This is a genomic window from Amycolatopsis lexingtonensis, from assembly GCF_014873755.1.
In the GTDB taxonomy this organism is placed as follows: domain Bacteria; phylum Actinomycetota; class Actinomycetes; order Mycobacteriales; family Pseudonocardiaceae; genus Amycolatopsis; species Amycolatopsis lexingtonensis.
This window is the reverse complement of record NZ_JADBEG010000001.1, coordinates 7,834,371-7,859,705: the sequence shown is the minus strand read 5'-3', so window position 1 is coordinate 7,859,705 and position 25,335 is coordinate 7,834,371. Positions and strand designations below refer to the sequence as shown.

The 25,335-nt window shown below is 70.4% G+C and carries 26 protein-coding genes; 9 read left to right on the top strand and 17 right to left on the bottom strand.

What is annotated here, in order from left to right; translation table 11 throughout:
* Nucleotides 1–28: 28 nt before the first annotated feature.
* Nucleotides 29–1,507 (top strand): M48 family metallopeptidase, encoded by a 1,479-nt coding sequence (locus H4696_RS36410; RefSeq protein ID WP_086864518.1) that lies wholly within the window; start codon nucleotides 29–31, stop codon nucleotides 1,505–1,507.
* A gap of 10 nt (nucleotides 1,508–1,517) precedes the next feature.
* Nucleotides 1,518–2,615, top strand: a complete 1,098-nt coding sequence (locus tag H4696_RS36405) for a DUF4034 domain-containing protein (protein ID WP_192782726.1) — start codon at nucleotides 1,518–1,520, stop codon at nucleotides 2,613–2,615.
* Between the two features lie 51 nt (nucleotides 2,616–2,666).
* Here the strand turns inward: H4696_RS36405 and H4696_RS36400 are convergent, their stop codons facing one another.
* Both H4696_RS36400 and H4696_RS36395 read right to left on the bottom strand, forming a co-directional pair.
* Nucleotides 2,667–3,704: an aspartate-semialdehyde dehydrogenase gene (locus tag H4696_RS36400; RefSeq protein WP_086863550.1), complete on the bottom strand. Its 1,038-nt coding sequence runs from the start codon at nucleotides 3,702–3,704 to the stop codon at nucleotides 2,667–2,669.
* Nucleotides 3,704–4,969 carry an aspartate kinase gene (locus H4696_RS36395; protein WP_086863551.1) on the bottom strand — a complete coding sequence of 422 codons (1,266 nt, stop codon included), beginning with the start codon at nucleotides 4,967–4,969 and terminating at the stop codon, nucleotides 3,704–3,706. Before H4696_RS36395 ends, H4696_RS36400 begins: the two co-directional genes overlap by 1 nt.
* Before the next feature lie 228 nt (nucleotides 4,970–5,197).
* Here H4696_RS36395 and H4696_RS36390 point away from each other — a divergent pair, with 228 nt between their 5' ends.
* Complete coding sequence (locus H4696_RS36390) at nucleotides 5,198–5,788, top strand: nitroreductase family protein (protein ID WP_249027164.1); 591 nt, start codon at nucleotides 5,198–5,200, stop codon at nucleotides 5,786–5,788.
* Nucleotides 5,789–5,852: 64 nt separating this feature from the next.
* On the opposite strand, the gene H4696_RS36385 is transcribed toward H4696_RS36390, so the two are convergent.
* Nucleotides 5,853–6,221, bottom strand: a complete 369-nt coding sequence (locus H4696_RS36385) for a hypothetical protein (protein WP_086863553.1) — start codon at nucleotides 6,219–6,221, stop codon at nucleotides 5,853–5,855.
* 218 nt (nucleotides 6,222–6,439) lie between these two features.
* Between H4696_RS36385 and leuA the strand changes: the two genes are divergently transcribed.
* Nucleotides 6,440–8,200: a 2-isopropylmalate synthase gene (leuA, locus tag H4696_RS36380; RefSeq protein ID WP_169735118.1), complete on the top strand. Its 1,761-nt coding sequence runs from the start codon at nucleotides 6,440–6,442 to the stop codon at nucleotides 8,198–8,200.
* The gene (locus tag H4696_RS36375; RefSeq protein ID WP_086863555.1) at nucleotides 8,197–9,168 is read left to right on the top strand and encodes a helix-turn-helix transcriptional regulator; all 972 of its coding nucleotides are present in this window, start codon (nucleotides 8,197–8,199) and stop codon (nucleotides 9,166–9,168) included. The genes leuA and H4696_RS36375 overlap by 4 nt, the downstream gene beginning before the upstream one ends.
* A gap of 391 nt (nucleotides 9,169–9,559) precedes the next feature.
* Here H4696_RS36375 and H4696_RS36370 read toward each other — a convergent pair whose 3' ends face one another.
* Nucleotides 9,560–10,462 carry an SDR family oxidoreductase gene (locus H4696_RS36370; protein ID WP_086863556.1) on the bottom strand — a complete coding sequence of 301 codons (903 nt, stop codon included), beginning with the start codon at nucleotides 10,460–10,462 and terminating at the stop codon, nucleotides 9,560–9,562.
* Nucleotides 10,463–10,592: 130 nt separating this feature from the next.
* Here H4696_RS36370 and H4696_RS36365 point away from each other — a divergent pair, with 130 nt between their 5' ends.
* Complete coding sequence (locus tag H4696_RS36365) at nucleotides 10,593–11,144, top strand: DedA family protein (RefSeq protein WP_086863557.1); 552 nt, start codon at nucleotides 10,593–10,595, stop codon at nucleotides 11,142–11,144.
* Here the strand turns inward: H4696_RS36365 and H4696_RS36360 are convergent.
* Nucleotides 11,131–11,772, bottom strand: coding sequence for a peroxiredoxin-like family protein (locus H4696_RS36360; protein ID WP_086863558.1), 642 nt, complete (start codon nucleotides 11,770–11,772; stop codon nucleotides 11,131–11,133). The two genes, H4696_RS36365 and H4696_RS36360, sit on opposite strands and share 14 nt — an antisense overlap.
* 59 nt (nucleotides 11,773–11,831) lie before the next feature.
* On the opposite strand from H4696_RS36360, the gene H4696_RS36355 reads away from it, so the two are divergent.
* Nucleotides 11,832–12,437, top strand: a complete 606-nt coding sequence (locus tag H4696_RS36355) for a TetR/AcrR family transcriptional regulator (protein ID WP_086863559.1) — start codon at nucleotides 11,832–11,834, stop codon at nucleotides 12,435–12,437.
* On the opposite strand, the gene H4696_RS36350 is transcribed toward H4696_RS36355, so the two are convergent.
* A complete protein-coding gene (locus tag H4696_RS36350; RefSeq protein ID WP_086863560.1) occupies nucleotides 12,427–13,332 on the bottom strand; it encodes a LysR family transcriptional regulator in 906 nt (301 codons plus the stop codon). The two genes, H4696_RS36355 and H4696_RS36350, sit on opposite strands and share 11 nt — an antisense overlap.
* Before the next feature lie 86 nt (nucleotides 13,333–13,418).
* Here H4696_RS36350 and H4696_RS36345 point away from each other — a divergent pair, with 86 nt between their 5' ends.
* A complete protein-coding gene (locus tag H4696_RS36345; RefSeq protein WP_086863561.1) occupies nucleotides 13,419–14,315 on the top strand; it encodes an EamA family transporter in 897 nt (298 codons plus the stop codon).
* Here the strand turns inward: H4696_RS36345 and H4696_RS36340 are convergent.
* The 4 genes from H4696_RS36340 to H4696_RS36325 form a co-directional block, all read right to left on the bottom strand.
* Nucleotides 14,312–14,959, bottom strand: a complete 648-nt coding sequence (locus H4696_RS36340) for a DedA family protein (RefSeq protein ID WP_086863562.1) — start codon at nucleotides 14,957–14,959, stop codon at nucleotides 14,312–14,314. The genes H4696_RS36345 and H4696_RS36340 overlap by 4 nt on opposite strands.
* A gap of 107 nt (nucleotides 14,960–15,066) precedes the next feature.
* Nucleotides 15,067–15,711 (bottom strand): SDR family oxidoreductase, encoded by a 645-nt coding sequence (locus tag H4696_RS36335; protein WP_086863563.1) that lies wholly within the window; start codon nucleotides 15,709–15,711, stop codon nucleotides 15,067–15,069.
* A gap of 401 nt (nucleotides 15,712–16,112) precedes the next feature.
* Entirely contained in the window at nucleotides 16,113–17,294 is a 1,182-nt protein-coding gene (locus tag H4696_RS36330) for an RNA polymerase sigma factor (RefSeq protein WP_086862197.1), read from the bottom strand.
* Nucleotides 17,291–17,650: a YciI family protein gene (locus H4696_RS36325; RefSeq protein ID WP_086862198.1), complete on the bottom strand. Its 360-nt coding sequence runs from the start codon at nucleotides 17,648–17,650 to the stop codon at nucleotides 17,291–17,293. The genes H4696_RS36330 and H4696_RS36325 overlap by 4 nt, the downstream gene beginning before the upstream one ends.
* Before the next feature lie 86 nt (nucleotides 17,651–17,736).
* On the opposite strand from H4696_RS36325, the gene H4696_RS36320 reads away from it, so the two are divergent.
* The gene (locus H4696_RS36320; protein WP_086862199.1) at nucleotides 17,737–18,168 is read left to right on the top strand and encodes a nuclear transport factor 2 family protein; all 432 of its coding nucleotides are present in this window, start codon (nucleotides 17,737–17,739) and stop codon (nucleotides 18,166–18,168) included.
* Between the two features lie 68 nt (nucleotides 18,169–18,236).
* On the opposite strand, the gene H4696_RS36315 is transcribed toward H4696_RS36320, so the two are convergent.
* The 7 genes from H4696_RS36315 to H4696_RS36285 form a co-directional block, all read right to left on the bottom strand.
* A complete protein-coding gene (locus H4696_RS36315; RefSeq protein WP_086862200.1) occupies nucleotides 18,237–19,349 on the bottom strand; it encodes an ABC transporter ATP-binding protein in 1,113 nt (370 codons plus the stop codon).
* Complete coding sequence (locus H4696_RS36310; RefSeq protein ID WP_086862201.1) at nucleotides 19,346–20,341, bottom strand: ABC transporter ATP-binding protein; 996 nt, start codon at nucleotides 20,339–20,341, stop codon at nucleotides 19,346–19,348. Before H4696_RS36310 ends, H4696_RS36315 begins: the two co-directional genes overlap by 4 nt.
* A 6-nt stretch (nucleotides 20,342–20,347) precedes the next feature.
* Complete coding sequence (locus H4696_RS36305) at nucleotides 20,348–21,277, bottom strand: ABC transporter permease (RefSeq protein ID WP_086862202.1); 930 nt, start codon at nucleotides 21,275–21,277, stop codon at nucleotides 20,348–20,350.
* The gene (locus H4696_RS36300; protein WP_086862203.1) at nucleotides 21,274–22,275 is read right to left on the bottom strand and encodes an ABC transporter permease; all 1,002 of its coding nucleotides are present in this window, start codon (nucleotides 22,273–22,275) and stop codon (nucleotides 21,274–21,276) included. The genes H4696_RS36305 and H4696_RS36300 overlap by 4 nt, the downstream gene beginning before the upstream one ends.
* A gap of 87 nt (nucleotides 22,276–22,362) precedes the next feature.
* Complete coding sequence (locus H4696_RS36295; protein WP_225955893.1) at nucleotides 22,363–24,039, bottom strand: ABC transporter substrate-binding protein; 1,677 nt, start codon at nucleotides 24,037–24,039, stop codon at nucleotides 22,363–22,365.
* A gap of 318 nt (nucleotides 24,040–24,357) precedes the next feature.
* Nucleotides 24,358–24,846, bottom strand: coding sequence for a uridine kinase family protein (locus H4696_RS36290; RefSeq protein ID WP_249027075.1), 489 nt, complete (start codon nucleotides 24,844–24,846; stop codon nucleotides 24,358–24,360).
* 52 nt (nucleotides 24,847–24,898) lie between these two features.
* Nucleotides 24,899–25,333, bottom strand: coding sequence for a DUF2304 domain-containing protein (locus tag H4696_RS36285; protein WP_086862205.1), 435 nt, complete (start codon nucleotides 25,331–25,333; stop codon nucleotides 24,899–24,901).
* Nucleotides 25,334–25,335 lie beyond the last annotated feature (2 nt).

Below are 25,335 nucleotides of genomic sequence, written 5' to 3'. Positions count from 1 at the left end.
CCGGAAGGGACGGTGTGGGGGAGGAATCGTGAAGACGTCGTGGCGCGCGCTCGTCGCCGTCCTGTTGCTGGCCGGGTTCCCGGTCCTCGTGCTGCTGATCGTCGGCGGCCTCGCCGTTGCCGAGTACTACGCCTTCCAGCACTCCGGGCTGCTGGCGGTCAAGCTCGGCATCGTCGCCGTCCCGGTGTCGTTCGCGCTGCTCAAGGCCCTGTTCGCGATCGAGCGGACCCGCGGTGGCGACCTGCCGGGCGTGCCGGTGACGCCGGCGGACCAGCCCGGGCTGTGGGCGCTCGTGCGGGAGCTCGCCGACACCGTCGGCACCCGGCCGCCGGACGCGATCTCGCTGATCGCCGACGTCAACGCCGGGGTTCGCGAACGGACCGGCTGGCTCGGGCTGCGGGTGCGCCGCCGCGAGATGTTCATCGGGGCGCAGCTGCTCGCGGGCCTGCACCACGACCAGCTGCGCGCCCTGCTCGGGCACGAGCTGGCGCACTACACCAACCGCGACACCCGCCTGGCCGGGCTGACCTACCGCGGCCGCCGGTCGATCGAGAAAGCGCTGACCGGGCTCGACGGCGACGGCTGGTTCGCGGGACTGGTCCGGAAGCTGTTCGTGCTCTACGCGAAGCTCTACTTCGCGGTCTCCGCCTCGGTTTGCCGCCGTCAGGAGCTCGCCGCCGACGCCGCCGCGGCGCGGCTCGCCGGGACCGAAGCCGCCACCAGCGCGCTGCGCGAGGTCGACGCGCTCGACGTCGCCTGGAAGTTCTACGTCGACCACTACCTGCTGGTCGGCTGGCACGCGGGCTACCTGCCGGACCGGCCCGCCGCCGGGTTCCTCGCGCTGCTCGCCGACGCCGAGCGCGCCGAGCAGATCGACCGGCTGCGGCGCGAGCTACCGGAAGAGGAGACCTCCCGCTACGACACGCACCCGGCGACGCCGGAGCGGATCGCCGCGCTGGAAGCCCTGCCTGCGGTACCGGGCTCGCCGGGCGGCGACCGCCCCGCGAGCGACGTCCTGCGGGACGCCGACGCGACGCTGGACGCGGCCCTGTTCGCCGACCTGAACGCCGAAGCGGCGGCCAAGCGGCGCACGGACTGGGACAGCCTGGTGGACCTCGGCTTCCGGCACGCCGCGGCCAAGGTGGCGACGGCGTTCCTGAACGGGCGCACGCTCGAGGACGCGCTCACGCGCATCGACGAGGGGCACGCGAGCGAGTTCGCCGACCCGGACAGCCGGCCACCGGCGACCGCCGGGCCGCGGGCCCGGCGGGAGTTCGTCGTCGCCTCCGTCCGCGAAAACCTGTCCACCATGGTCTCCGCCGCGCTGGCGGAAGCCGGGGTGGCGCGCTGGAAGCTGTCCTGGTCGGGCCCGGCCGACCTGGTCGTCGACGAGCCGTACGGCACCGAGCTGTCCGCCGCCCTCGACGCCGCCGCGGCGGCCGACCCCGACACCGTCCCCCTGCGCCGCCTGCTCACCGCGGCCGGCGCGCTTCCCGTCCCGTCCTGAGGAGAACCCGTTGCTGTCCCTGTTCAACTCCAAGCGCCGCAAGGCCGCCGTCGCACTGGTGAAGGCCGCGCGTGCCCGCGGCATGGACGTCGAGGACTACGTGAAGACGCTCTCCCCGGCCGAACTCGCGCAGTACGTGCCCCGGGACGACAAGCCGAAGACCGAGATGCCTGACGTCGCGCTGTGGGGTCTCCCGCCGGACGACGCCGTGACGGCCACGAAGTTCGTCGCCGACGCCCGCCTCGCCGAAGCCGTCGCGGCCTACCGCGCCGGCGACTGGCAGCCGGGTGCCGCACTGCTCGACGACCTCGGCACGGACTGGGACCGCCGGGCCGCCGCCGTGCAGCAGCTCGGGGACGCCGCGGCGGACGACGACGCTCCGCTGAAGGCCTGGCGGACAGCCGGGAGCGCGGACGCCGAAGCCGTCCACGCACAGGGCCTGGTCGCGCTGGCCTGGCAGATCCGTTCGTCGTTCACCGCCGAACACGTTTCCCAGGACCAGTGGGCCGGGTTCTTCCGCGTGCTCGAGGAGGCCGAAGCGGCCGCCCGCGCCGCGGCCGAGGCGGCACCGGACGACCCGACCCCGTGGTCCACCCTGCTCACCGTCGGCCGCGGGCGGCAGTACGGCAACGACGACTTCCGCGCGGTTTGGGCGGAGCTCGTGGCCCGCGACCCGCTCCACCGGCAGGGTCACGAGCAGGCGCTGCAGTACTGGTGCGAGAAGTGGTTCGGTTCGCACGAGCAGATGTTCGCCTTCGCCGACGAAGCCGCCGCGAAGGCGCCGAAGCTCGCGGGTCTCGCCCTCGTCGCCGCGCACGAGGCGGAAGCGAAGAAGGTCGAGGCGTGGCAGAGCGACCGGACCGGACGCGCGCTCGACGTCGTCCTGCCCTGGCTGGCCGACGACGGCCGGGACCACCCGTCGAACCTCCGTGACCGCGCGTACGCGGCCAAGGCACTGGTGGTGAACGGCCGCTGCGACGAAGCCGTCGAGCAGTTCAAGGTGCTCGGCGCGCACGCGGACGCGGCCGTCTGGGCCTACGGCGGCAGGCCGGTGTTCGAGTTCGTCAAGACGCGCTACCTGGCCTGCCACGGCGCGACCCGCCCGTGACACGTGCGGAGGCCCCGCACCGGATCCGGTGCGGGGCCTCCGCTGTGGCCGTCACTGCTGGGCGATCAGCTCCGCGATCTGCACGGCGTTGAGCGCCGCGCCCTTGCGCAGGTTGTCGTTCGAGATGAACAGCGCCAGGCCGCGGCCGCCCTCGATGCCCTGGTCGACGCGGATGCGGCCGACGTAGCTCGGGTCGTTGCCCGCCGCCTGCAGCGGGGTCGGGACCTCCGACAGCTCGACGCCCGGCGCGTGCGTCAGCAGCTCCGTCGCACGCTCGACCGACAGCGGCTGCGCGAACTCCGCGTTCACCGAGATCGAGTGCCCGGAGAACACCGGCACCCGAACGCAGGTGCACGAGACGCCCAGACCCGGGATGCTCAGGATCTTGCGGCTCTCGTTGCGGAACTTCTTCTCTTCGTCCGTCTCGAATTCGCCGTCGTCCACAATGGACCCGGCCATCGGCAGGACGTTGAACGCGATCGGGCGGACGTACTTCTCCGGCTTCGGGAAGTCGATCGCCGCGCCGTCGTGGGTGAGCAGCGACGCGTGCTCGGCGGCCGCCTTCACCTGACCCGCCAGCTCGTCGACGCCGGCCAGCCCGCTGCCGGACACCGCCTGGTACGTCGACGCGACCAGCCGGACCAGCCCGGCCTCGTCGTGCAGCGGCTTCAGCACCGGCATCGCGGCCATCGTGGTGCAGTTGGGGTTCGCGATGATCCCCTTGCGCGCCTCCTTGATCGCCTGCGGGTTGACCTCGCTGACGACCAGCGGCACGTCCGGGTCCATCCGGAACGCCGAGGAGTTGTCGATCACTGTCACGCCCGCCTCGGCGAACCGCGGTGCCTGCGCCTTCGACGTCGAGCCGCCCGCCGAGAACAGCGCGATGTCCAAACCGGACGGATCCGCCGTCGAGGCGTCCTCGATCGTGATTTCCGTGTCACGCCACGGCAGCTTCGAACCCGCCGAGCGCGCCGAAGCGAAGTACCGGAGCTCGGCGATCGGGAACTCCCGCTCCGCCAGCAGCTTGCGCATCACCGCGCCGACCTGGCCGGTCGCGCCGACCACCCCGACCCGCAGACCTTCCGCCATCAGCGACCACTCCCCGCGTAGACCACAGCTTCCTCGTCGCCACCGAGCTCGAACGCGTCGTGGATCGCGCGCACGGCGTCGTCGAGCTGCGCGTCGCGGATCAGCACCGAGATCCGGATTTCCGAGGTGTTGATGATTTCGATGTTGACGCCGGCGTTCGCCAGCGCTTCGCAGAACGTCGCCGTGACACCGGGGTGCGAGCGCATCCCGGCGCCGACCAGCGAGACCTTGCCGACGTGGTCGTCGTAGAGGACGGACTCGAAGCCGATCTCCGCCTTGACCTTCTCCAGTTCCTTGACCGCCTTGGCACCGTTGGCCTTCGACAGCGTGAACGTGATGTCGGTGCGGCCGGAGACGGTGCTGGACACGTTCTGCAGCACCATGTCGATGTCGATCTCGGCGTCGGCGATCACGCGGAAGATCCGGGCCGCGGCACCGGCGTGGTCCGGTACCCCGGTGACCGTGATCTTGGCTTCGGAGCGGTCGTGCGCCACACCGGTGATCAGGGCTTGTTCCACGGGGATCTCCTCGATAGAACCGGTCACCGTCGTGCCCGGCTTGTCACTGTAGGAAGAGCGGACTCGGATCGGCACGCCGTAGCGGCGCGCGTACTCGACCGAGCGCAGGTGCAGGATCTTCGACCCGCTCGCGGCCAGCTCCAGCATCTCCTCGTACGGGATGGTGTCGAGCTTCCGCGCGTCCGGCACGATCCGCGGGTCGGCCGAATACACACCGTCCACATCGGAGTAGATCTCGCAGACGTCGGCGTTGAGCGCGGCGGCCAGCGCGACGGCGGTGGTGTCCGAGCCGCCGCGGCCGAGCGTGGTGATGTCCTTGGTGTCCTGCGCGACCCCCTGGAAGCCCGCCACCAGCGCGACGTAACCCTGCTCGAGGGCTTCGGTGACGCGGCTGGGCGTGACGTCGATGATGCGCGCGTTCCCGTGCACCGACGTCGTGACGACGCCGGCCTGCGAACCGGTGAACGACCAGGCTTCGGCGCCCTGGGCCGAGATGGCCATGGCGACCAGCGAGTTCGAGATGCGCTCACCGGCGGTGAGCAGCATGTCCATCTCCCGCTCCGGCGGCGCCGGGTTGACCTGCTGCGCCAGGTCGAGCAGCTCGTCGGTGGTGTCACCCATCGCCGAGCAGACGACCACGACGTCGTTCCCCGCCTTCTTGGTGGCGACGATCCGCTCGGCGACGCGCTTGATCCGGTCGGCACTTTCCAGCGACGATCCGCCGTACTTCTGGACCACGAGGGCCACGCCCGAACCTCCTCGCGGGCCGGGCGGCTCCCTGGTGGGCACCGGAGAGCCCCCGCGTCCCATGATTTGCATCGGAGCCTACCGGGGCCGCGACGGCCCGCCACCCTCTTGACGTGGGGCGGACCCTTCGCACCGGCCGCCCGGAAGTAAATCTTCCGTAACACCAACGAAATGCGCGGAGCCCTTCCTCCCGAGTGATGCACAGCACTCGTGGGTATCGTCAAGATCGTGCGAAAGCCAGCTGTGACGAGCGTCCCGATCGCGAACCTGATGGCCGAACGGTGGAGCCCGCGGGCCTACGACGAGTCCGCGCACGTGACGACGGACCAGGTGCGAGCCCTCCTGGAAGCGGCCCGCTGGGCCCCGTCGTTCGGCAACACCCAGCCGGCCCGCTACCTGGTGGGCGTCCGCGGGACCCCGGCGTTCGACGCGATCCTGTCGACGCTGAACTCGGGCAACCGGGCGTGGGCCCACCGGGCGAGCCTGCTGCTGGTCGGCGTGATGGTGACGACGAACGAGAAGGGCGAGGTCCCGTACGCGGAGTACGGGCTCGGGCTGGCGTCGGAGAACCTGGTGCTGCAGGCGGTGGAGCTCGGGCTGATCGCGCACCAGATGGCGGGCTTCTCGGCGGACGCGGTCCGGTCGACCTTCTCGCTCCCGGACGACGCCGTCCCGAAGGTGGCGATCGCGGTGGGGACGGTCGCGTCGCCCGACGTGCTGGCGGAGGACTGGCGGATCGAGCGCGAGAAGGCGGAGCGGGTGCGGCTGCCGCTGGCGGAGTTCGCGTTCACGGACTCCTGGGGCAAGCCGGCCGTGTGAAAGGCCGTGAATGCCACATCGAGGGACCAAGTGTCCGTGAATGTGGCATTCACGGACATCGGGCTCAGGAAGCGCCGCCCACCCTGCGGATCACCTTCGCGAGGATGCCCGACACCACGAGCCAGAAGACCGCCGCGATGCCGTAGTTCACCAGGACGCGCAGCTTCCCGTCACTCGGCGTGAACAGGTCGCTGAACCCCAGTGCCAGGCCGTCCGCCCAGGACTTCACGAACGAGACGATGCCGTTGTCCGGGTTGGCCGAGCCGACCGTGAAGATCACGTGGACCACCAGGAACGCGGCGAAGACCAGCCCCACCCAGCGGACGATCGACGCCACCACCGACGCCACCCGGCCCCCGGTCCGGCGCCAATCGACCGGAGCCCGGCGGGAGACCTTGGTCTCCTCCGACGACGACTCTGCGTGCTCACCCATGCCCGCAGTTTCGCACGGCGACCGGCCAAGTGCTACCCACAGGTAACCCCTGGAAGGGACTGCCCGGCTTCCCTCCGGCGGCGTTCCCTGGTTATGGTGGGGCCGTGGCGCGTGCTCTCCTGCTTCGCTGCCGCGACGGGGCCTGACCGGACCGGCTCCCCGTCGCGGGGCTTCGTGGTGCCGGTCGCACCCGTCGAGCTGGAGACACCCTCAATCCCATGAGCAAGATCCGCAAGCCCTCTCGCCCCGCGCCCGCTGACCAGCCCGCTTGGAACACCCAGCGCGGCACGTCCATGCCGGTCCACCGCTACCGCCCCTGGTACGACGTCGTCGAGAACATCGACCTGCCCGACCGCACCTGGCCCGCCAAGCGCATCGAGCGCGCGCCGCTGTGGTGCGCCGTCGACCTGCGGGACGGCAACCAGGCCCTGATCGACCCGATGTCGCCCGCGCGCAAGCGCAAGTTCTTCGACCTGCTGGTCCGCATGGGCTACAAGGAGATCGAGGTCGGTTTCCCGGCCGCGTCGCAGACGGACTTCGACTTCGTCCGCGAGATCATCGAAGAAGGCGCCATCCCGGACGACGTCAGCATCCAGGTGCTGACCCAGTGCCGCCCGGAGCTGATCGAGCGGACGTTCCAGTCGCTCGAAGGCGCGCCGCGGGCGATCGTCCACATCTACAACTCGACGTCGATCCTGCAGCGCCGCGTGGTCTTCCGCGAGGAGCGCGAGGGCATCAAGAAGATCGCGACGCAGGCCGCCGAAATGGTCGTCGAGCTGGCCGACAAGCAGCCCGACACCGACTTCCGGTTCCAGTACTCGCCGGAGTCCTACACCGGCACCGAGCTGTCGTACGCGCTCGAGGTCTGCGACGCCGTCACCGAAATCTGGCAGCCGACGCCGGAGAAGCCGGTCATCCTGAACCTGCCGGCGACCGTCGAGATGGCGACGCCGAACGTCTACGCCGACTCGATCGAGTGGATGAGCCGCAACCTGGCCCGCCGCGACTCGGTGATCCTGTCGCTGCACCCGCACAACGACCGCGGCACCGGCATCGCCGCCGCCGAGCTGGGCTACCAGGCCGGCGCCGACCGCATCGAAGGCTGCCTGTTCGGCAACGGCGAGCGCACCGGCAACGTCGACCTGGTCGCGCTGGGCATGAACCTCTTCAGCCAGGGCATCGACCCGCAGATCGACTTCTCCGACATGGACGAGATCAAGCGGACGGTCGAGTACTGCAACCAGCTGCCGGTACCCGAGCGCTCGCCGTGGGGCGGCGACCTGGTGTTCACCGCGTTCTCCGGCAGCCACCAGGACGCGATCAACAAGGGCCTCGACGCGCTGAAGGACGCCGCCGGCAAGCAGGGCGTGCCGGTCGAGGAATACCCGTGGGAGGTCCCGTACCTGCCGATCGACCCGAAGGACGTCGGCCGCACGTACGAGGCCGTCATCCGGGTGAACTCGCAGTCCGGCAAGGGCGGCGTCGCCTACATCATGAAGGCCGAGCACCAGCTCGACCTGCCGCGGCGCCTGCAGATCGAGTTCTCGAAGGTGATCCAGCGCCACACCGACTCCGAGGGCGGCGAGGTCGACCCGACGACGATGTGGAACGCGTTCTCGGCCGAGTACCTGGAGCTGAAGACGCCGCTGGAGCTGGTCCGCCAGCACGTCCGCGACAACGGCGACGGCGAGTACGACATCACCGCGACCGTGAAGGTGGAGGGTGACGAGCACGAGGTCACCGGCCGCGGCAACGGCCCGATCGCGGCGTTCTTCGACGCGCTGTCCACCGTGGGCTTCGACCTGCGGCTGCTGGACTACAGCGAGCACACGCTCTCGCCCGGCGACGACGCGCGCGCCGCGTCGTACATCGAGTGCGCGATCTCGGACCGGGTGTTCTGGGGCATCGGCGTCGACCCCTCGATCGTGACGGCGTCGCTGCGCGCGGTCGTGTCGGCGGTGAACCGCGCCAACCGGTGAAAGCCGAGCGGCTGGTCGCGCTGTTGTTCACGTTGCAACGACGGCGCAGCGCGACCGCCGCTGAGCTCGCCGAAGAGCTGGGCGTCTCCGAGCGCACGATGCACCGCGACCTCGCGGCGCTGCGCGAAGCGGGCGTTCCCCTGTGGACGGAGCAGGGCCGCCACGGCGGCTTCCGGCTCGTGGACGGCTGGCGCGCGGGTCTCGACGGCCTGACCGCACGGGAGGCCGTCGCGCTCTTCGCGCTGGGGGTCCCTTCCGCGCTCGCGGGACTCGGCTTGGACACGGCGGGGAGCGCGGCGCGGGCGAAGGTGTCCGCGGGCATGCCCGCCGAGCTGCGCGAACACGCGGCGCTGGTCGCCGGCCGCTTCCACCTGGACGCGCCGGGCTGGTTCGGTGGCGCCGACGAGCCGCCGTTCCTGGCGACGGTGGTGCGGGCGGTGTGGGCGCAGCAGCGTCTTTCGATCGGTTACCGGCGGCGGGACAAGGTGGCTTCGCGGGAGCTGGAGCCGTTGGGGCTCGTGCTGAAGGCGGGGGTTTGGTACCTGGTGGCGCGGGTGGTGGCCGACGACGCTTTGCGGACCTACCGGGTTTCGCGGATCGTGCACGCTGTTTCTCTCGACGTTCCCTTCTCGCGGCCTCCGGACTTCGACCTGGTTCGGTGGTGGGAGTCGTCTTCGGCGGCTTTCGAGCAGGTCGCGCGGCCGTTGCGGGTGCGTGCGCGGTTGAGCCGCCTGGCGGTGCGTGAACTGCGGCGGGTGTTCGGGGGTGAGCACCTGGCGGACACGGTGGTGTCGCTCGGCGAGCCGGACGCGGCGGGGTGGGCCGAGGCCGAACTCGCCATGGAAGACGGGGAGATCGGGCTCGGCCAGCTGGTTTCGCTCAGCCCCGGGGTCGAGGTGCTGGAGCCGGTGGAGTTGCGTGCGGCGCTGGCGGCGATCGGCGCGGAACTGGCCGCGCGCAACGGTTGATCCGCGGGGTGCCCGGCTCCTTGGCTTTCGACCCGGTTCTCGAGGTCGCGAATGACTCATTCGGGACGTCTGAGGTCCCGAATGACTCATTCGCGACACCACTCACCCGACCTGGCCACCCGCGAGCCCGGCCCGCCCCTAACCGTCTTGAATGAGTCATTCAGGACCTCCGAAGACCTGAATGACTCATTCAAGACGTCGGGCAAGCCGGTCACCGGCGGTACCGGAAGTCATGAACAGTCTTTCGCTCACCCGCGACGGGCGAGTATCCACAACACCGGGCGCCTGTGGACAACCGGCGGCCCCACCCGGCTTTCGGCCGGTTTTGTCGGAGGCCGCCGATAGACTGGCCAAGGGCACGCCCCCCAGGGAGGGCGGGGGCCCGCAACGGTCAGCGGTAGCCGGTCGTGTCCGCGGGCTTCCCCGCGTCGGCCACCTCCACCATGTACCGCCACGCGTCCGGGCGGCTGCCGTCCACGTCGTCCACCCCGTACTCCCGCGCCAGCTGCCCACTGCTCACCGTCTGCCCGGACCACCGCTGCCGCGCGGGATCAGCTGCCAGCGCCACCACCGTGCGGCCGCAGAACGTCGGGGACTCCGAGATCGCGAAGTGCGGCACCCGCTCGCACGCGTCGCGCCAGTTCGACTCCGTCACGCCGTAGATGTCCAGCATCATCTCCGAGCGCAGGTAACCCGGGGTGAACGCGACGGCCGTGCACGAGTGCGGGGCCAGCTCGGCCGCCTCGCCGATCGCCAGCAGGTGCGCCGACGCCTTCGCCAGGTAGAACGGCAGCGAAGTCCCTTCGCGGTACTTCGCGTTGTACTCGGCCGTGCCGTCGGTCAGCTCCACCACCAGGCCGCCCGGGCGGCCGATGACCAGGGGCAGCAGGAAGTGGCTGGTGATCAGGTGCGCGTCGATGCCCAGCCGGATCATGCGCAGGCCCGCGGCCAGGTCGTGCTCCCACACCGGCTTGCCCCAGCCGAGGTGCTTGTCGCCGCCCCACAGGCCGTCGACCAGGATGTCGAGCGGGCCCACGCGCTCGGCCAGCGCCGAGACCTCCTCGGGCACCAGGTGGTCGACGCGGATCGCTTCCGCCTGGCCGCCGGCGCGCTCGATCAGCTCGGCCGTCTCCTCGATCGTTTCGGGACGGTCCACTTCGGACCGGCCGGCGCGGGTGGTGCGGCCGGTGACGTACACGAAGGCGCCCGCGCGGCCCAGCTCGACCGCGATCGCCCGGCTCGCGCCGCGCGTGCCGCCCGCGACCAGTGCGGTTTTTCCGGAAAGTTTGTTCATGCTCCCGAGCGTCGCGGCGAACCATGACAACTCCTGTCATGGTTCGCGAAGTCTGTGGGCGAGCTGTCGGGTTGCTGTGAGTCCCCGGTGATCGGGACTCCCGGCCGCCACCGGAGCGGTTAATGGAGGTGTGGACGGATCGACGACGGGACTGGTGCTGCTGTTCGTCGTCTCGCTGGTGCCGCTGCTGCCCACCGAGGTGACGCTCCTCGGCATGGGCATCGCGGCGGCGCAGGGCGGGACGTCGCTGGCGCTGGTGATCGCCGTGGCGAGTGCCGGGTGCCTGGCGTCCGACCAGGCGCTCTACGCCCTCGGCCGGTTCGGTGGCCGGGCGGCGCTGGACCGGCTGGACCGGCGGAAGAAGATCGCCGCCGGCCTCGGCTGGCTCGACGGGCGGCTGCAGCGCCACCCCCGGCCGGTGCTGGTGGTCGCCCGCTGGCTCCCGTCGGGCGGGACGATCGGCGCCCTCCTCGCCGGATCGCTCCGGTGGCCGATGGCGGAGTTCTTCACCGCTTCGGCCGTCGGCGTCACACTCTGGACGTCCTACGTGGCCTTCCTCGGCTACGCGGGCGGCCGGATCGTCACCGAACCCGGGATCAGCTTGCTGCTCTCCCTGGGCGTCGCCCTGATCCTGGGTTCGGTGATCACCTACGGCGTGAAGCGCGGCGCTAAAGCGACTTGACCGCTTCGAGGATGTCCGCGGGTTCGGTCCGCGTCGTGTAGTCCGGGTGGACGTCGACGAACCGGATCACGTGCTCGCGGTCCACCACGAGCACCGCCGGGTGCGCCAGTTCCCAGTCCCCGTTGTGCTTCGTGAGGTCGGCGCCGATCTTGACCATCGTGGGCCGCACGTCCTCGTCGACCGTGAACGTCAGCCCGAACGAGCGCGCCACGACGTTCCCGACGTCCGAGAGCACCGGGAAGCCCAGCTCGTTGTTCTCCTTCACCGCCACCGAGCAGTCCGGCAGCTGCGGGCTGATCGCGGCCAGGCGCGCGCCGTGCTTCCCCAGCTCCGGGACCACTTCGGCCTGGTAGGCCCGCAGCGTCAGGTTGCAGTACGGGCACCATTGCCCGCGGTAGAAGACCAGCACGGCCGGGCCGTCGGCGGTCAGGTCGCCGAGGCTGACGGCGCTGCCGTCGGCGTCCGGCAGCGTGAAGTCCCCGGCGGTCGTGCCGATCGCGGCGAACTTCGCCGCTTTCGCCGCTTCGACCAGGTCACGCGGGTGCTTCGTGAGCGTGGCCGCCAGGTCGGCGGGCCACACCTTCATGCCCTCGGTCCGGAAGTCGGTCAGGGCGCTGTTGAGCGTCATGGATCCCCCTAGCTAGTTGTACTGATCGGTACAGTGAGCCGAACTGTACTATTCAGTACATGGAGACGCAAGCGGCAGCCTCGACCCCGCGCGGCAAGCGGACGCGGGACGCGATCGTGGACGCGGCGGCGGGCCTGATGTACGTCGACGGCGTCGCGGGCACGAGCGTGGACAAGGTGCTCGCCGCGAGCGGGGCCGGGAAATCGCAGATGTACCACTACTTCAAGAACAAGGAACAGCTGGTCGGGGCCGTGATCGACCGGTACCTCGAGCAGATCCTCGCCAACCAGCCGGCGATCTTCACGCTGGCCTCGTGGGCCGACCTCGAGACGTGGACCGAGCAGCTGCTGGACGTCCACCGCCGCGCGGGCGGGCCGATCGCCTGCCCGCTGGGCAACCTCGCCGGCGAAGTCGGCGACAACCCGAAGCTCGCGCCGCTGGTCGACCAGGCCTACCGGACCTGGGAGTCCCACCTGGAGCGCGGGCTGACCACGTTGCGGGACAAGGGAGAGCTCGCGCCGGACGCCGATCCGGCCCGGCTGGCGCAGGCGGCGATGACGTCCGTCCAAGGTGGACTGCTGCTGGCGCACATCCGGCACGACCTCACGGCGCTGGAAGACGCGCTGGGGATCGCGCTGGCCTACCTGCGCGGCTTCAAGCGGTGAGCTGGGCGACCTCCGCGGCCAGTTCTTCGATCACCTTGGCCACCGCGGGGCGCTGAAGTGCGCCGGTGCGGCACACCGCCTCGACCAGCCGCGCCGCGCGGATCCCGGCCAGCGGCCTGCTGACCAGGCCGCTGCCGCGACGGGTGTCGATCGTGTAGCGCGGCACCAGCGCGATGCCGTGGCCGGCCGCGACCAGCCGTTCGGTGATCCGGAAGTCGTTGATCCGCTGGACGACGACCGGCCGCACGCCGGTGCGGATGGTCAGCGAGCGGAGCACGTCGTCCACCGGGAAGCCGTGGTCGACGCCGATCCAGCGTTCGTCGGCCAGCTCCGCCAGGTCGACGCGCCGCTTGGCCGCCAGCCGGTGCCCGACCGGCAGCGCGACGTCGAGCGGCTCGCGCAGCAGCGGCACGACGTCCAGGCGGTCGTGGTCGAACTCCGGCGCGTGCTCGTCCCGGTGCGCCACGACGACGTCGTAGTCCGCGACCAGGCCCGGCACCTCCGGCGGCGTCATGTCGACGTCCCGGACGTCGACATCCAGGCCGTCGTAGCCGCCGACGCGGGTGAGCAGTCCCGGCAGCAGCATCAGCCCGGCCGACTGGAAGATCGCCAGCCGCACCCGCCCGCGCGGCGCGCTGCGGTAGGTGTCCAATTCGGACTCGGCCCGCTCGAGGGCGGCCAGCACCTCGTCGGCGCGGGCGACCAGCGCGCGGCCCGCGTCGGTCAGCCGCAGCCCCCGCCCGGCCGGCTCGGTGAGCGGCAGCCCGACCTCGCCCTGCAGCGCGCGCAACTGCTGCGAGACGGCCGACGGCGTGCAGTGCAGCGCCCGCGCGGCCGCCGTCACGCTCCCGCGGTCGGCGAACTCGCGCAGCGTGCGCAGGCGACCCAGATCCACGGGCCCAGCCTATGTGAAGCGGCGCTACAAGGTTCCTGCAGATATTCTCGCTGGTCCTTCACGGTCGGCGTTGTCAGAGTGGAGGCATGCCCGCTCGTGACCGTCTGCTCGCCGTGCTCGTCGCCGTCCTCTGGGGACTCAACTTCCTCGCCATCCACGCCACGCTCGGCCAGTTCCCGCCGGTGTTCGCGGGCGCGCTGCGGTTCGCCGTCATCGCCGTGCCGACGATCCTGTTCGTGCCGTGGCCGAAGGTGAAGGTGCGGTACCTGCTCGGCTACGGCCTCGGCTTCGGCACCGGGCAGTTCGCGTTCCTGTTCATCGCGATGGACACCGGGATGCCGACCGGGCTCGCGTCGCTGGTGCTGCAGGCGTCGGCGCCGTTCACGGTGCTGCTCGGCGCCGTCTTCCTGCGCGAACGCGTCACGCCGCACCAGCTGGCCGGCATCGCGCTCGCCGTCGCCGGGATGGTCGCGATCGCGTGGCAGCAGTCCGGGCACGCCGCCCTGCTGCCGATGGTGCTGACCCTGCTGGGCGCGCTGAGCTGGGCGTTCGGCAACCTGAGCACGCGCCGGGCGGAGCCGGACAACCCGCTGCACTTCACGCTGTGGATGTCGGTGGTGCCGCCGCTGCCGATGTTCGCGCTCTCGCTGGTCATGGAGGGCCCGGCCGCCCAGTGGCGTTCGCTGACCACGCTGGGCACCCCGACCGGGCTGACCGCGCTCGGCGGCCTGACCTACGTCGTGCTGATCGGCACCGTCGTCGGCTCCGGCCTGTGGACGACGCTGATGCGGCGGAACCCGGCCGGCGTCGTTTCGCCGTTCTCGCTGCTGGTGCCGGTGGTCGGGCTGTCGGCGTCGTTCACGTTCCTGGGCGAGCGGCCGACCGGGCTGGAGATCGGCGCGGCCGCCGTCGTGATCGCCGGCGTGCTGCTGGGCTCGCTGCGGTTCACGCGCAAGCCCGAGCCGGAGCTGGTGGCGGTTTAGGCCGCCGTCTCCTCCTGCTTCGGGGTCTCTTCTTCGCCCTCGTGGTTGCGGCCGAGGCGCTTCTTCATGACGAAGAAGACGATGATGCCGATGACGACCGCGGCCACCAGGCCGAACTTGGAGAACCGGCCGAGCCACTCCTCGGCGACGACGCCGAGGTAGTAGACGAGCACGGTGGTGCCGCCGGCCCAGACGATGCCGCCGGCCGCGTTCGCCAGCAGGAACTTCGGGTAGTGCATGCGCAGCGACCCGGCCAGCGGGCCGGCGAGGATGCGCAGGAACGCGATGAAGCGGCCGAGGAAGACGGCCCACACCCCGCGTTTGTCGAAGATGCGTTCGGCGTTGGCGAGGTGCGTCGGGCCGAAGTGCTTCGGGAATTTCCGGCCGGCCCAGGCGAACAGGCGTTGCCCACCGGTCTTCCCGATGAAATACCCGATGCTGTCGCCGATGATGGCGCCGGCACTGGCGAGGACGGCGATCCAGAGCGGGCTCAGCGTGTCGTGGGTCGAAGCCAGCAAGGCCGCGCTGACCAGCACGATTTCGCCGGGGAGCGGGATGCCGAGGCTCTCGATCATGATCACCGCGCCGACGATCAGGTACACCGAGAGCGGCGGGATCGCCTCCAGCCATTGGTCGATGTGCACTGCTCGTACCCCCTGGTACTCCGGAATCTGCTTTTCGCAGAGTACCGGGGGCGAGGCGCCCGGGGCGGCCTACTCAGGTATTGCCGGGGGTCCTCCTCAAGTCGGGGTCAGCCGAGTGCGGCGAGGGCCGGGGCGACCGGGAAATCCCCGGAAACGACGTCGAACCCGCGGTTTTCGGTGAGCGGCTCGGCCAGCGTCCCGACGAGCACGGCGGCGACGTCCGCCCTGGTGATGTGCCCCGCTTCGAGGTGCCCGGCGACCTTGACCCGGCCGTGGGCGGGCCCGTCGGTGAGCGTCCCGGGCCGGACGATGGTCCAGGTCAGCGCCGATTTCCGGAGGGCGCTGTCCGAGATCTGCTTGGCGAGGAGGATCGACCGGACGAGCCGATCGCCCTGATCGGGCGAATCGGCGAACTGGGCGGAGAGCTGGACGTAGCGCGGCACCCCGGCCCGTTCGGCGGCGCGGATGGCCGTGATGGCGCCGTCGCGGTCGACGAGGTTCACCGATTCGGGTTCGGGATCGGGCGCGCCGATGGCGTTGATGACGACGTCGGAGTCCTTGAGGACCTCGACGAGATCGTCCGGATCGGCGGTGACGTCGGCGAGCACGGGTTCGGCGTTGCCGATGCCGCGGAGGAGTTCGGCCCGTTTCCGGCTGCGGAGCCCGGCTTTGACCCGGTGCCCTCGCGCGGCGAGCAGGCGGACTACGTGGAAGCCGGTTCGTCCGGCCGCGCCCAGCACGGTGACCTGCATGGGGTCGATCTTCCCGCAGGAGGGGCGGGTCCGCCGCCTGGGTTGTCCACAGGGTTCACCCCCATGTGGACAACTCGGGGAGCGGGACGGTTTTGTCGGGGTGCGGCGATAGGCTGGAACGGGGATGGCCCCCTTGGGAGGGCGGGCTCTGCCGGGGCGGGCTTTCGCGAAGGTCGCGAATGACTCATTCGCGACATCACGGCACTGCTGGGCAGCCCTCGGCCCTCGGCCCTCGGCTCGAGTACGAGCGCCTCGGCAAAGGTCTTGAATGACTCCTTCAGGTCTTCGGCGGTCCTGAATGAGTCATTCAAGACCTCACCGCACCCGCCGACGCCGCAAGACCGCAGGGCACCGGCACCGACACCGGAAACCTGAGTGGGCACGGAAACCGCCCGCACCGCTCAGCCGCCGCCCAAAGCGGCTGCCCGGGAGCGCAGGTACCCCTGCTCCGGCAGGCTCAACGTCCGCTCCGCCGCGGCCAAGTACGCCTCCCGCGCCCCCGCCGCATCCCCCGACATCTCCAGCAGGTGCCCCCGCACCGCCTCGACCCGGTGGTGCGAAGCCAACGCCGGATCCGAAGCCGCCGCGGCCAGCTCCGCCAAACCCGCCGAAGGACCCGAAACCTGCGCCAACGCCACCACCCGGTTCAACGTCACCATCGGCCCCGGCGCCACCACCCGCAGCAGGTCGTACAACGTAAGAATCTGCGTCCAGTCCGTCGCCTCCGCCGACGCCGCCTCCGCGTGCACCGCCGCGATCGCCGCCTGGAGCTGGTACGGGCCGACCGGGGACGTCGACAACGCGCCCTCGATCAGCGCGATCCCCTCCGAAATGGCCGCCCGGTCCCACAACGACCGGTCCTGCGAAGCCAGCGGTACCAGCTCGCCCGACGCCGACACGCGCGCCGGGCGGCGGGCGTCCGTCAGGAGCATCAGCGCCAGCAGGCCCGTCACCTCGCCGTCCGACGGGAGCGACGAGCGCAGCTGCCGGGTGAGGCGGATCGCTTCCGCCGTCAGCTCGACGCGGTTCAGCTCGGCGCCGGAGCTGGCCGTGTGGCCCTCCGTGAAGATCAGGTACAGCACCTCCAGCACCTGGGCCGGCGACCCCGCGGCGACGAACCGCTCGCCGCGCAACGACCGCTTCGCGCGGCTGATTCGCTGGCCGATCGTCGCCTCCGGGACCAGGAACGCCCGCGCGATCTCCGCCGTCGTCAGGCCGCCGACCGCGCGCAACGTCAGCGCCACCTGCGACGGCCGCGAGAGCGACGGGTGGCAGCAGAGCGACAGCAGCGTCAGCGTGTCGTCGACGCCGGCCGGCTCCGGGTCCGGGGGTTCGGCGAGCGCCACCGCCGCTTCCCGCCGGGACCGGGCCGTCTCGCTGCGCAGCTGCTCGATGCGGCGGCGGGAGGCCGCGGTGATCAGCCAGGCCTTCGGGTTGTCCGGCAGCCCCGACGACGGCCACTGCTGGGACGCCGCCAGCAGCGCCTCCTGGACCGCGTCCTCGCACGCATCGAAGTCGCCGTAGCGCCGGACCAGCGCCGAGAGGACCTGCGGGGCCAGCGAACGCAGGAGCTCGGCGTTCACCGCAGCCCCATCACCGGCCGGACCTCGACCACCCCGAACGACGCCTCCGGGATGCGGCCGGCGATTTCGGTCGCGCGCTCGAGGCTCTCGCAGTCCAGCAGGTAGAAGCCGGCGAGGAACTCCTTGGCCTCGGCGAACGGGCCGTCGGTCGTCAGGACTCCGCTCTCGCCGGCGCGGACCTGTTTCGTCTCCTCCGGGAACGCCAGCCGCTCGGAAACGATGCGCTCGCCGGACGCGTCGAGGTCGTCGTTGAGCTGCCGGTAGTACGCGAGCCCGGCCGCGCGCTGCTCCTCGGTCATGCCCGCCCAGGCCGCGCGGGACTCGGGGTTGCCGTAGATCAACACCACGTACTTCAAAAAAGCCTCCCGCCCGATGTCGAAATCCGCGCGGTGGCGCCTACGTCCCCTTCGACAGGCAGGCACCACCACCTCAGGAGGATGGCATGACCGAGCACGACGACAAGCTGATTCGCGAACTCGTGGCCGCCCGCGCCAAGGCGATGACCGAACGTGACGCCGAGGCGCTCGCCGCGCAGTGCGTGCCGGAGCTGCTCGCCTACACCCTGGCCCCGCCGCTCGCGCACCACGGCGAAGACGTCGAGGCGCGCAAGGCCTGGTTCGCGAGCTTCGACGGCCCGATCGAGTACGAGGTCCGCGACCTGGAAGTCACCGTCGGCGGCGACGTCGCCTTCAGCCACTCCCTCACCCGGCTGTCGACGACGCCGAAGGGGATGCCGGCGAAGTTCGAGCTCTGGTTCCGCTCGACGACGGGCTTCCGCCGGGAGGACGGCGAGTGGCGGATCGCCCACGTCCACGACTCGACGCCGTTCTACATGGACGGCACGATGAGCGCCGCGCTCGACCTCAAGCCCTGATGCGTCACTTTCACGTGAAAGTGACGTGGAGGAGGCACCTCCAGGTCACTTTCACGTGAAAGCTCCGGTCAGAGGATTTCGGCGGACGTGCCGACGTCCGGCGGGCCCAGGTCGGGGTTCAGCGCACCGGTGAGCTCCACCAGTTCCGGCTCCACCTCGTGCGGCTGGATGCGCCCGTCGCGGATGTCCTCCGCGTAGTGGCACGCCACCCGGTGCCCGCTCCCGATCTCACGCAGCTGCGGGCGATCGGTGTCGCACAGGCGCTCCTGCCGCCACGGGCAGCGCGTGTGGAAGCGGCAGCCCGACGGCGGGTTGGCCGGCGAAGGCAGGTCACCGGCGAGCAGGATCTGCTCGCGGGTGTCCTCGACCTGCGGGTCCGGCACCGGGATGGCCGACAGCAACGCCCGCGTGTACGGGTGCAGCGGCTCGCGGTACAGCGAGTCCGCGTCGGTCTCCTCGACCAGCGCGCCCAGGTACATCACGCCGATGCGGTCGGAGATGTGCCGCACCACCGCGAGGTCGTGCGCGATCACCAGGTAGGTCAGCCCGAGCTGGTCCTGCAGGTCCTCCAGCAGGTTCACCACCTGCGCCTGCACCGAAACGTCCAATGCGGACACCGGCTCGTCGGCGACGATCAGGTCCGGCTCCACGGCCAGCGCCCGCGCGATGCCGATGCGCTGGCGCTGCCCGCCCGAGAACTCGTGCGGGTACTTCCGCAGCGCCGTCTCCGGCAGGCCGACCGCGGACAGCAGCTGGCGCAGCCGCTGCTGCGTGGCTTCCTTGTCCTTGTCGAGCCCGTGCGCGTGCATGCCTTCCAGCAGAATGGATTCCACCGACTGGCGGGGGTCCAAACTGGACAGCGGGTCCTGGAAGATCATCTGCATCCGGCGCCGGGCCTTCCGCAGTTCCTCACCCTTCAGGGCCGCGACGTCGGTGCCGTCGAAGACGACGTGGCCGGCGGTCGGCTCGTTGAGGCGGAGGATCGCGCGGCCCAGCGTGGACTTGCCGCACCCGGATTCGCCCACCAGGCCGTAGGTTTCGCCGCGGCGGATGGCCAGGTCGACGCCGTCGACCGCGAACACGTGCCCGACCGTCCGGTCGATCACGATGCCGCGCTTGATCGGGAAGTGCACCTTGAGGTCGCTGACCTCGAGCAGCACGTCACCAGCAGGACGGGTCATCGGGTTCCTCCTCCCGCCGCGACCGGCGGCCGCACGGGGTTGTGACAGCGCAGCAGCCCGCCGCGGTCGGGGACCAGCTGCGGCTGGACCTCGCGGCACGCGGGCACCGCGTTGGGGCAGCGCGGTGCGAACGCGCACCCGTTGTCCCACGGGATGTTGTCGGCCACCGAGCCCCGGATGGGGACCAGCTTCTCGCCGCGGCCCGCGTCCAGGCGCGGGATCGAGGCGAGGAGGCCGTGCGTGTACGGGTGCCGCGGCTCGGCGAACAGCTGGTGCCGCTGCGCGCGCTCGACGATCTTGCCGCCGTAGAGCACGTTGACCTCGTCGCAGAGCCCGGCGACGACGCCGAGGTCGTGCGTGATCATGATCAGCGCGGTGCCGGTGTCCTGCACCAGTTCCCGCAGCAGCGCCAGGATCTGCGCCTGGATGGTGACGTCCAGCGCCGTGGTCGGCTCGTCGGCGATGAGCAGCCGCGGCCGGCACGCCAGCGCGATCGCGATCAGCGCGCGCTGCCGCATCCCGCCGGAGAGCTGGTGCGGGTACTCGGTGAGCCGCCGCGACGGGTCGGGGATGCCGACCTTGTCGAGGAGGTCCACCGCTTCGACGGACGCCGCCTTGCGCGACATCCCGCGGTGGCGCTCCAGCACCTCGGTGATCTGCAGCCCGATCGGGATGACCGGGTTCAGCGAGGACAGCGGGTCCTGGAACACCATGCCGAGGTCGCGGCCGCGGCGGTCGCGCATGTCCTTGTCGGACAGCGTGAGCAGGTCGGTGCCTTCGAAGCGCACCGAACCGCTGACCGTGTTGCCGCGGCGGGCGAGCAGCCGCATGATCGCCAGCGACGTCACGGACTTGCCGCAGCCGGACTCGCCGACCAGGCCGACCGTCTGGCCCGGCTCGACGTCGAAGCTCACGCCGTCCACCGCGGTGAACGACTTTTCGCCGCGCCGGACGAAGTTGACCGTCAGGTCGCGGACTTCAAGGAGTGCCATGGGTTCTCACCGCCTGTTCTTCGGGTCGAGGGCTTCGCGGAGGGACTCGCCGAGCAGCGTGAACCCGAGCGCGACCACGATGATCGCGATGGCCGGGTAGTACGCGAGCTCCGGGCGGATGTCGAGGAACTGGCGCGCGGCCTTGCCGAGCATCAGCCCCCACTCCGCCCGCGACGGGTCCGGGTCGCCCAGACCGAGGAACGACAGCGCCGCGGCCTCGAGGATGGCGGTCGCCAGGGTCAGCGTCGCCTGCACGATGACCGGGCCGAGCGAGTTCGGCAGCATGTGCCGGAACACGATCGTCCCGCGCTTCACGCCCAGCGACGTCGCCGCCAGCACGTGGTCGGCGTCGCGCTGGGCCAGCATGGAACCGCGCAGCAGCCGGGCGAAGATCGGCACGCCGACCATCGACACGGCCAGGATGACCGTCCACTGGCTCGGCTTCGCGAACAGCGCCGCGATCGAGATGGCCAGCAGCAGCGACGGGAACGACAGCATGACGTCGACCAGTCGCATGAGGACGGTGTCGACCCAGCCGCCGAACGCGCCCGCGACGCCGCCGATGATGACCCCGAGCAGCACGCCGATCAGCGTGGCGAGCACGCCGACGATCAGCGTCTGCTGGGCACCGACGATCAGCCGGGACAGGAAGTCGCGGCCGAAGTCGTCGACGCCGAGCGGGTACCCGGGCATCGAGCCGGGGATGATGCCCCGGCCGAGCTGCACCTGGTCCTGCATCGAGCGGTCGAGCGGGTCCTTGGGCGCGAGCAGCGGCGCGAAGATCGCCAGGAGGAAGAACAGGCCGGTGATGACCCCGCCGGTGATCGCGACCGGGCTGCGCAGCATCCGGCGGAACGCTTCGCCGCCGATGCTGCGCCCGCTCGCCGCGGCGAGCTTGTCGATCGGTTCCTTCTTCTTGTTGAGCAGAGTGTTCATCGCACACGCACCCTCGGGTCGATGATCCCGTACGAGATGTCGACCAGCATGTTCACCAGGACGTAGACCACGGCCCCGAACAGCAGCAGCGCCTGCAGCCGCGGGTAGTCACGCCGCTCGATGCCTTCGGCCAGGAGGAACCCGAGGCCGCGGAAGTTGAACACCCGCTCGGTCAGCACCGCGCCGCCGAGCAGCGCGCCGGTCTGCAGGCCGATGGTGGTGACCACCGGCAGCAGGCCGTTGCGCAGCACGTGCCGGCGGCGGACCACCTGCTGCGTGAGGCCCTTCGAGTTGGCCGTGCGGATGAAGTCTTCGTTGAGCACCTCGAGCACCGACGCGCGCGTGATCCGGGTGATCACCGCGAGCGGGATCGTGGCCAGCGCGAACGCGGGGAGGATCAGGTGCCGGATCGCGTCCCAGACGGCGTCCCACTCGCTCGTCATGATGCCGTCGAGGATCGCGAAGTTCGTGATGGCGGTGGCGTCGAGGCCGGTCGTCTGCCTGCCCTGCGACGGCAGGCCCAGCGGCGAGGCCAGCAGGTCCTGCATCATGTAGCCGAGGAAGAAGACCGGCACCGCGACGCCGATCAGGCTCAGCAGGATGACACCGTTGTCAACCGGCCCACCGCGGTAACGGGCCGACAGGTAGCCCGCGGGGATGCCGATGACGATCGCGATGATCATGGCCGTGAGGCCGAGTTCGATGGTCGCCGGCAGGAACGTGGTGATCTCGCCCATGACGGGCTGGGTCGAGACCAGGGAGTTGCCGAAGTCGCCGGTGAAGGCGCGGCCGAGGAACCCGAAGTACTGCAGGATGATCGGCTGATCGAGCCCGAGTACGTGGTTGAGGTCGGCGATCTTCTCGGGCGTTGCCTTGTCACCCAGCAGCGCGGCTGCGGGGCCGCCGGGCAGGGAACGCAACCATGCGAAGACCAGGATGGACAGGATGAGGAGCGTCGGGATCGCTTGTAGCAGCCGACGCACGAGAAAACGGAGCACGTGCAGTCCTTTGTCGCCAGCCCGGGATCAGGCGCAAGGGGTGGGCGCGGTAGCACCCACCCCTTGCCTTTGGCTGAAATCCAGCAATCAGCTCACGGTCACGGTGTTGAAGCGCTCATCGGTGAGCGGGCTCGCGACCAGGCCCTTGACCTTCGGGCCGACCACGATGGCCGGCGTCGGGTACGCGATCGGGACCGCCGGGAGGAAGTCCATGATCTTCTTGTTCACTTCCTGGTACGCCTTGGCGTGCGCGTCGCCGGCGGGCGAAGCGTCCGCGGCGGCGAGGGCCGAGAAGAGCTCGGGGTTGTTGAAGCCGAACTCCTTCTTCTCGCGGCCGAAGAACGTGCCCACGAAGTTGCCGGCGTCGTTGTAGTCACCGGTCCAGCCGAGCAGGTGCAGGTCCTGCTTGCCGAACTTCTGCACGTCGTCCTTGTAGCCACCGTTCCACGGCTCGGCGTGGGCTTCGATGTTGACGCCGATCTTCTTCAGGTCCTCGGAGATCGCCGTGAACGTGTCCGCCGGGTTCGGCATGTACGGGCGGCTGACCTCGGTCGGGTAGTAGAACTTCAGCGTCATGCCCTCGGCACCGGCCTGCTTCAGCAGGTCCTTGGCCTTCTGCTGGTCGTACGGGTACTTGGTGACGTCGTCGGTGTAGCCCGAGATGACCTTCGGGACGAACTCGGTCGCGACCTCGGAACCCTCGGCCAGCTTGGACTTCACGAACTGCTCGCGGTTGATGCCGTAGGCCAGCGCCTGGCGGACCCGCGGGTCCTTCAGCTTCGCCGCGTTCGGGCCGGACTGGTTGATGCCCAGGTACAGCACGTTGAACGACGGGCGGATGAGGACCTGCTCGCCGTCGTTGCGCAGCAGGCCGTAGTCCGCCGGGTTCGGGTAGTCGTAGCCGTTGATGTCGCCGGCCTTCAGCGCCTGCTTGCGGGCGTTCTCGTCCGGGATGACCTTGAAGATCAGCTTGTCGAGCTTCGCCGGGGACGGGCTGCTGTCGTTGCGCACCAGGGTGATCTCACCCTTGCCCTGGTCCCAGCTCTCGAACTTGAACGGGCCGGTGCCGACCGGGTGCTTGTTCGCGTACTCGCTGTAGGTGAACGAGTCGCCGCTCTGGGTGACCGTGTCGCCGTTGTACTGCTTGATCGCCGTCGGGCTCTGGATCGCGAACGACGGGAGGGTGAACGCCGCCGGGAACGCGCCCTTGGCCTTGTTCAGGTTGAGGACCGCGGTCGTCGGGTCCTTCGCCTCGCAGCTCTTGTAGACCGGGTCGCCCGCCGCGTCGCCCTCGTTCTTGGCGAAGCCCTCGAAGACGTCGCCGTAGTAGATCATCTGGCTCTGGGCGGCGGCGCCCTTCATGTTGAACCAGCGGTCGAAGTTGGCGCAGACCGCCGTCGCGTCCATCGCGGTGCCGTCGGAGAACTTGACGCCCGACTTCAAGGAGAACGTCCAGGTCTTGCCCTCGTTGCTCGACTCCCACTTCTCGGCGAGGGAGGGTTCGAGGTCAGCGGTGCCCGGCTTGTTCTGGATCAGCGTGTCGAAGATCTGCCGCGTGATGCGGAAGGTCTCGCCCTCGTCGTTGAACGCGGGGTCGAACAGCTTCGGGTTGCCGGCCGCACCGAAGATCATCGTGCCCCCGGTACCACCCCCGGCGCCTTCTTCACGCTTGGATTCCGCACAGGCGGACAGCGAAACCGCGAGCGCGCCGGCGAGCCCGATCAGGGCCACGCGGCGTGTTCGGGTCAGCCGCAATTGCTGCATCTGGCACCCCTTGGGAGATGTTTCGGGTTCAAAGTCACCGTCCGGTCGGTCAGGAACTCGACGGACGATCGGTGTGCTCGCCGACACTAGCGGGAACTCGGCCCGCACTTAAGCACGTGAGGTTACGATCGCGCTACGTGGGCGTCGATTTGACCGCAATGTGTCCGTAAATCACGACAGAATGTGACCGTTTCGGCGTTACGGATGCGCCCGGTACCCGATCACTAACTCAGATGGCGGTACCTATGTCAGGCCCGTCGTGATGGCTCGCTGGATCGATCCGGATCGTTCGGCCACGCAGGGTGACCGGTCCGTTCCCTACGAAAGTCGGGTTCCGGCCGCGCCGGGGGTGCCGTCGACGGCGAACCAGCCGCGCTCGAACCGTTGCCAGCGCGCCAAATCGGCCCGTGCGGCCGCGCCGTCCCGGGTGACGGTCCGGTGCAGCCGCTCGCTTTCCGGGCCGCCGGAGACCCAGCAGAGGTGCGAAAGCAGGGTTCTTGCCGAAGCCCGGCCGCTCGAGACGCCTTCCAGCACCAGCACGTCCGGCACGGTCACCCGGACGAGCTCACCCGGGCGGGGAACCCCGGTGGTCCAGTCCATGCGCCGGTAAGCGCCCGGAACGCCTTCGGCCAGTGGCCGCAGGACGCCGTCGACGAGCTCCGGCCACCACGCGACCGGGTCGTCCCAGGTGGCGAAGGCGTCGGTGCTGATCAGCTCGGTGCGGCACCCGCGGGCGCGCAGCTCGGCGACGACCCGCGCGGCCAGCGTGGACTTCCCCGCTCCCGACGGCCCGTCGATCGCGAGCACTCGGACCCCGCCCAGCCGGGCCGGAGCGGCCAGCAGGGCTTCGACCAGGGCGTCACTTGCTGACGCGCTCGACCTCCGGGAGCCCTTTGACGTCGTCGGGAGCCGACACGCGGGCCTCGAGCCCGGCGATCCGCCGCTCCAGGTCGCGCCGGGTGTCTTCGAGCTCGCAGCGCAGCAGCGCGATCTCCTCGACCGACGTGCGCACCTCTTCCTCGAGGTGCCCGACCTCGGTGGACAGGTGCAGCGACACGAGCGCCAGCACGACGCCGGCCAGGAGGAAGACGAAGTTCGACGGGGTTTCCACCCCGGTCAGCCGGGCCAGGAACTCCGCGGCCGAGGGGACCACGGCCAGGACCACGACGCCGATGGCGACGATCAGCCACACGCCCGCGTACTTCTCGCGGAGCTTGCGCCGCCGCATCATCTCGATGACGACGAACAGCACCAGGCAGGCGATGACGATGCTGAGGATGCGCCAACCGACCATCT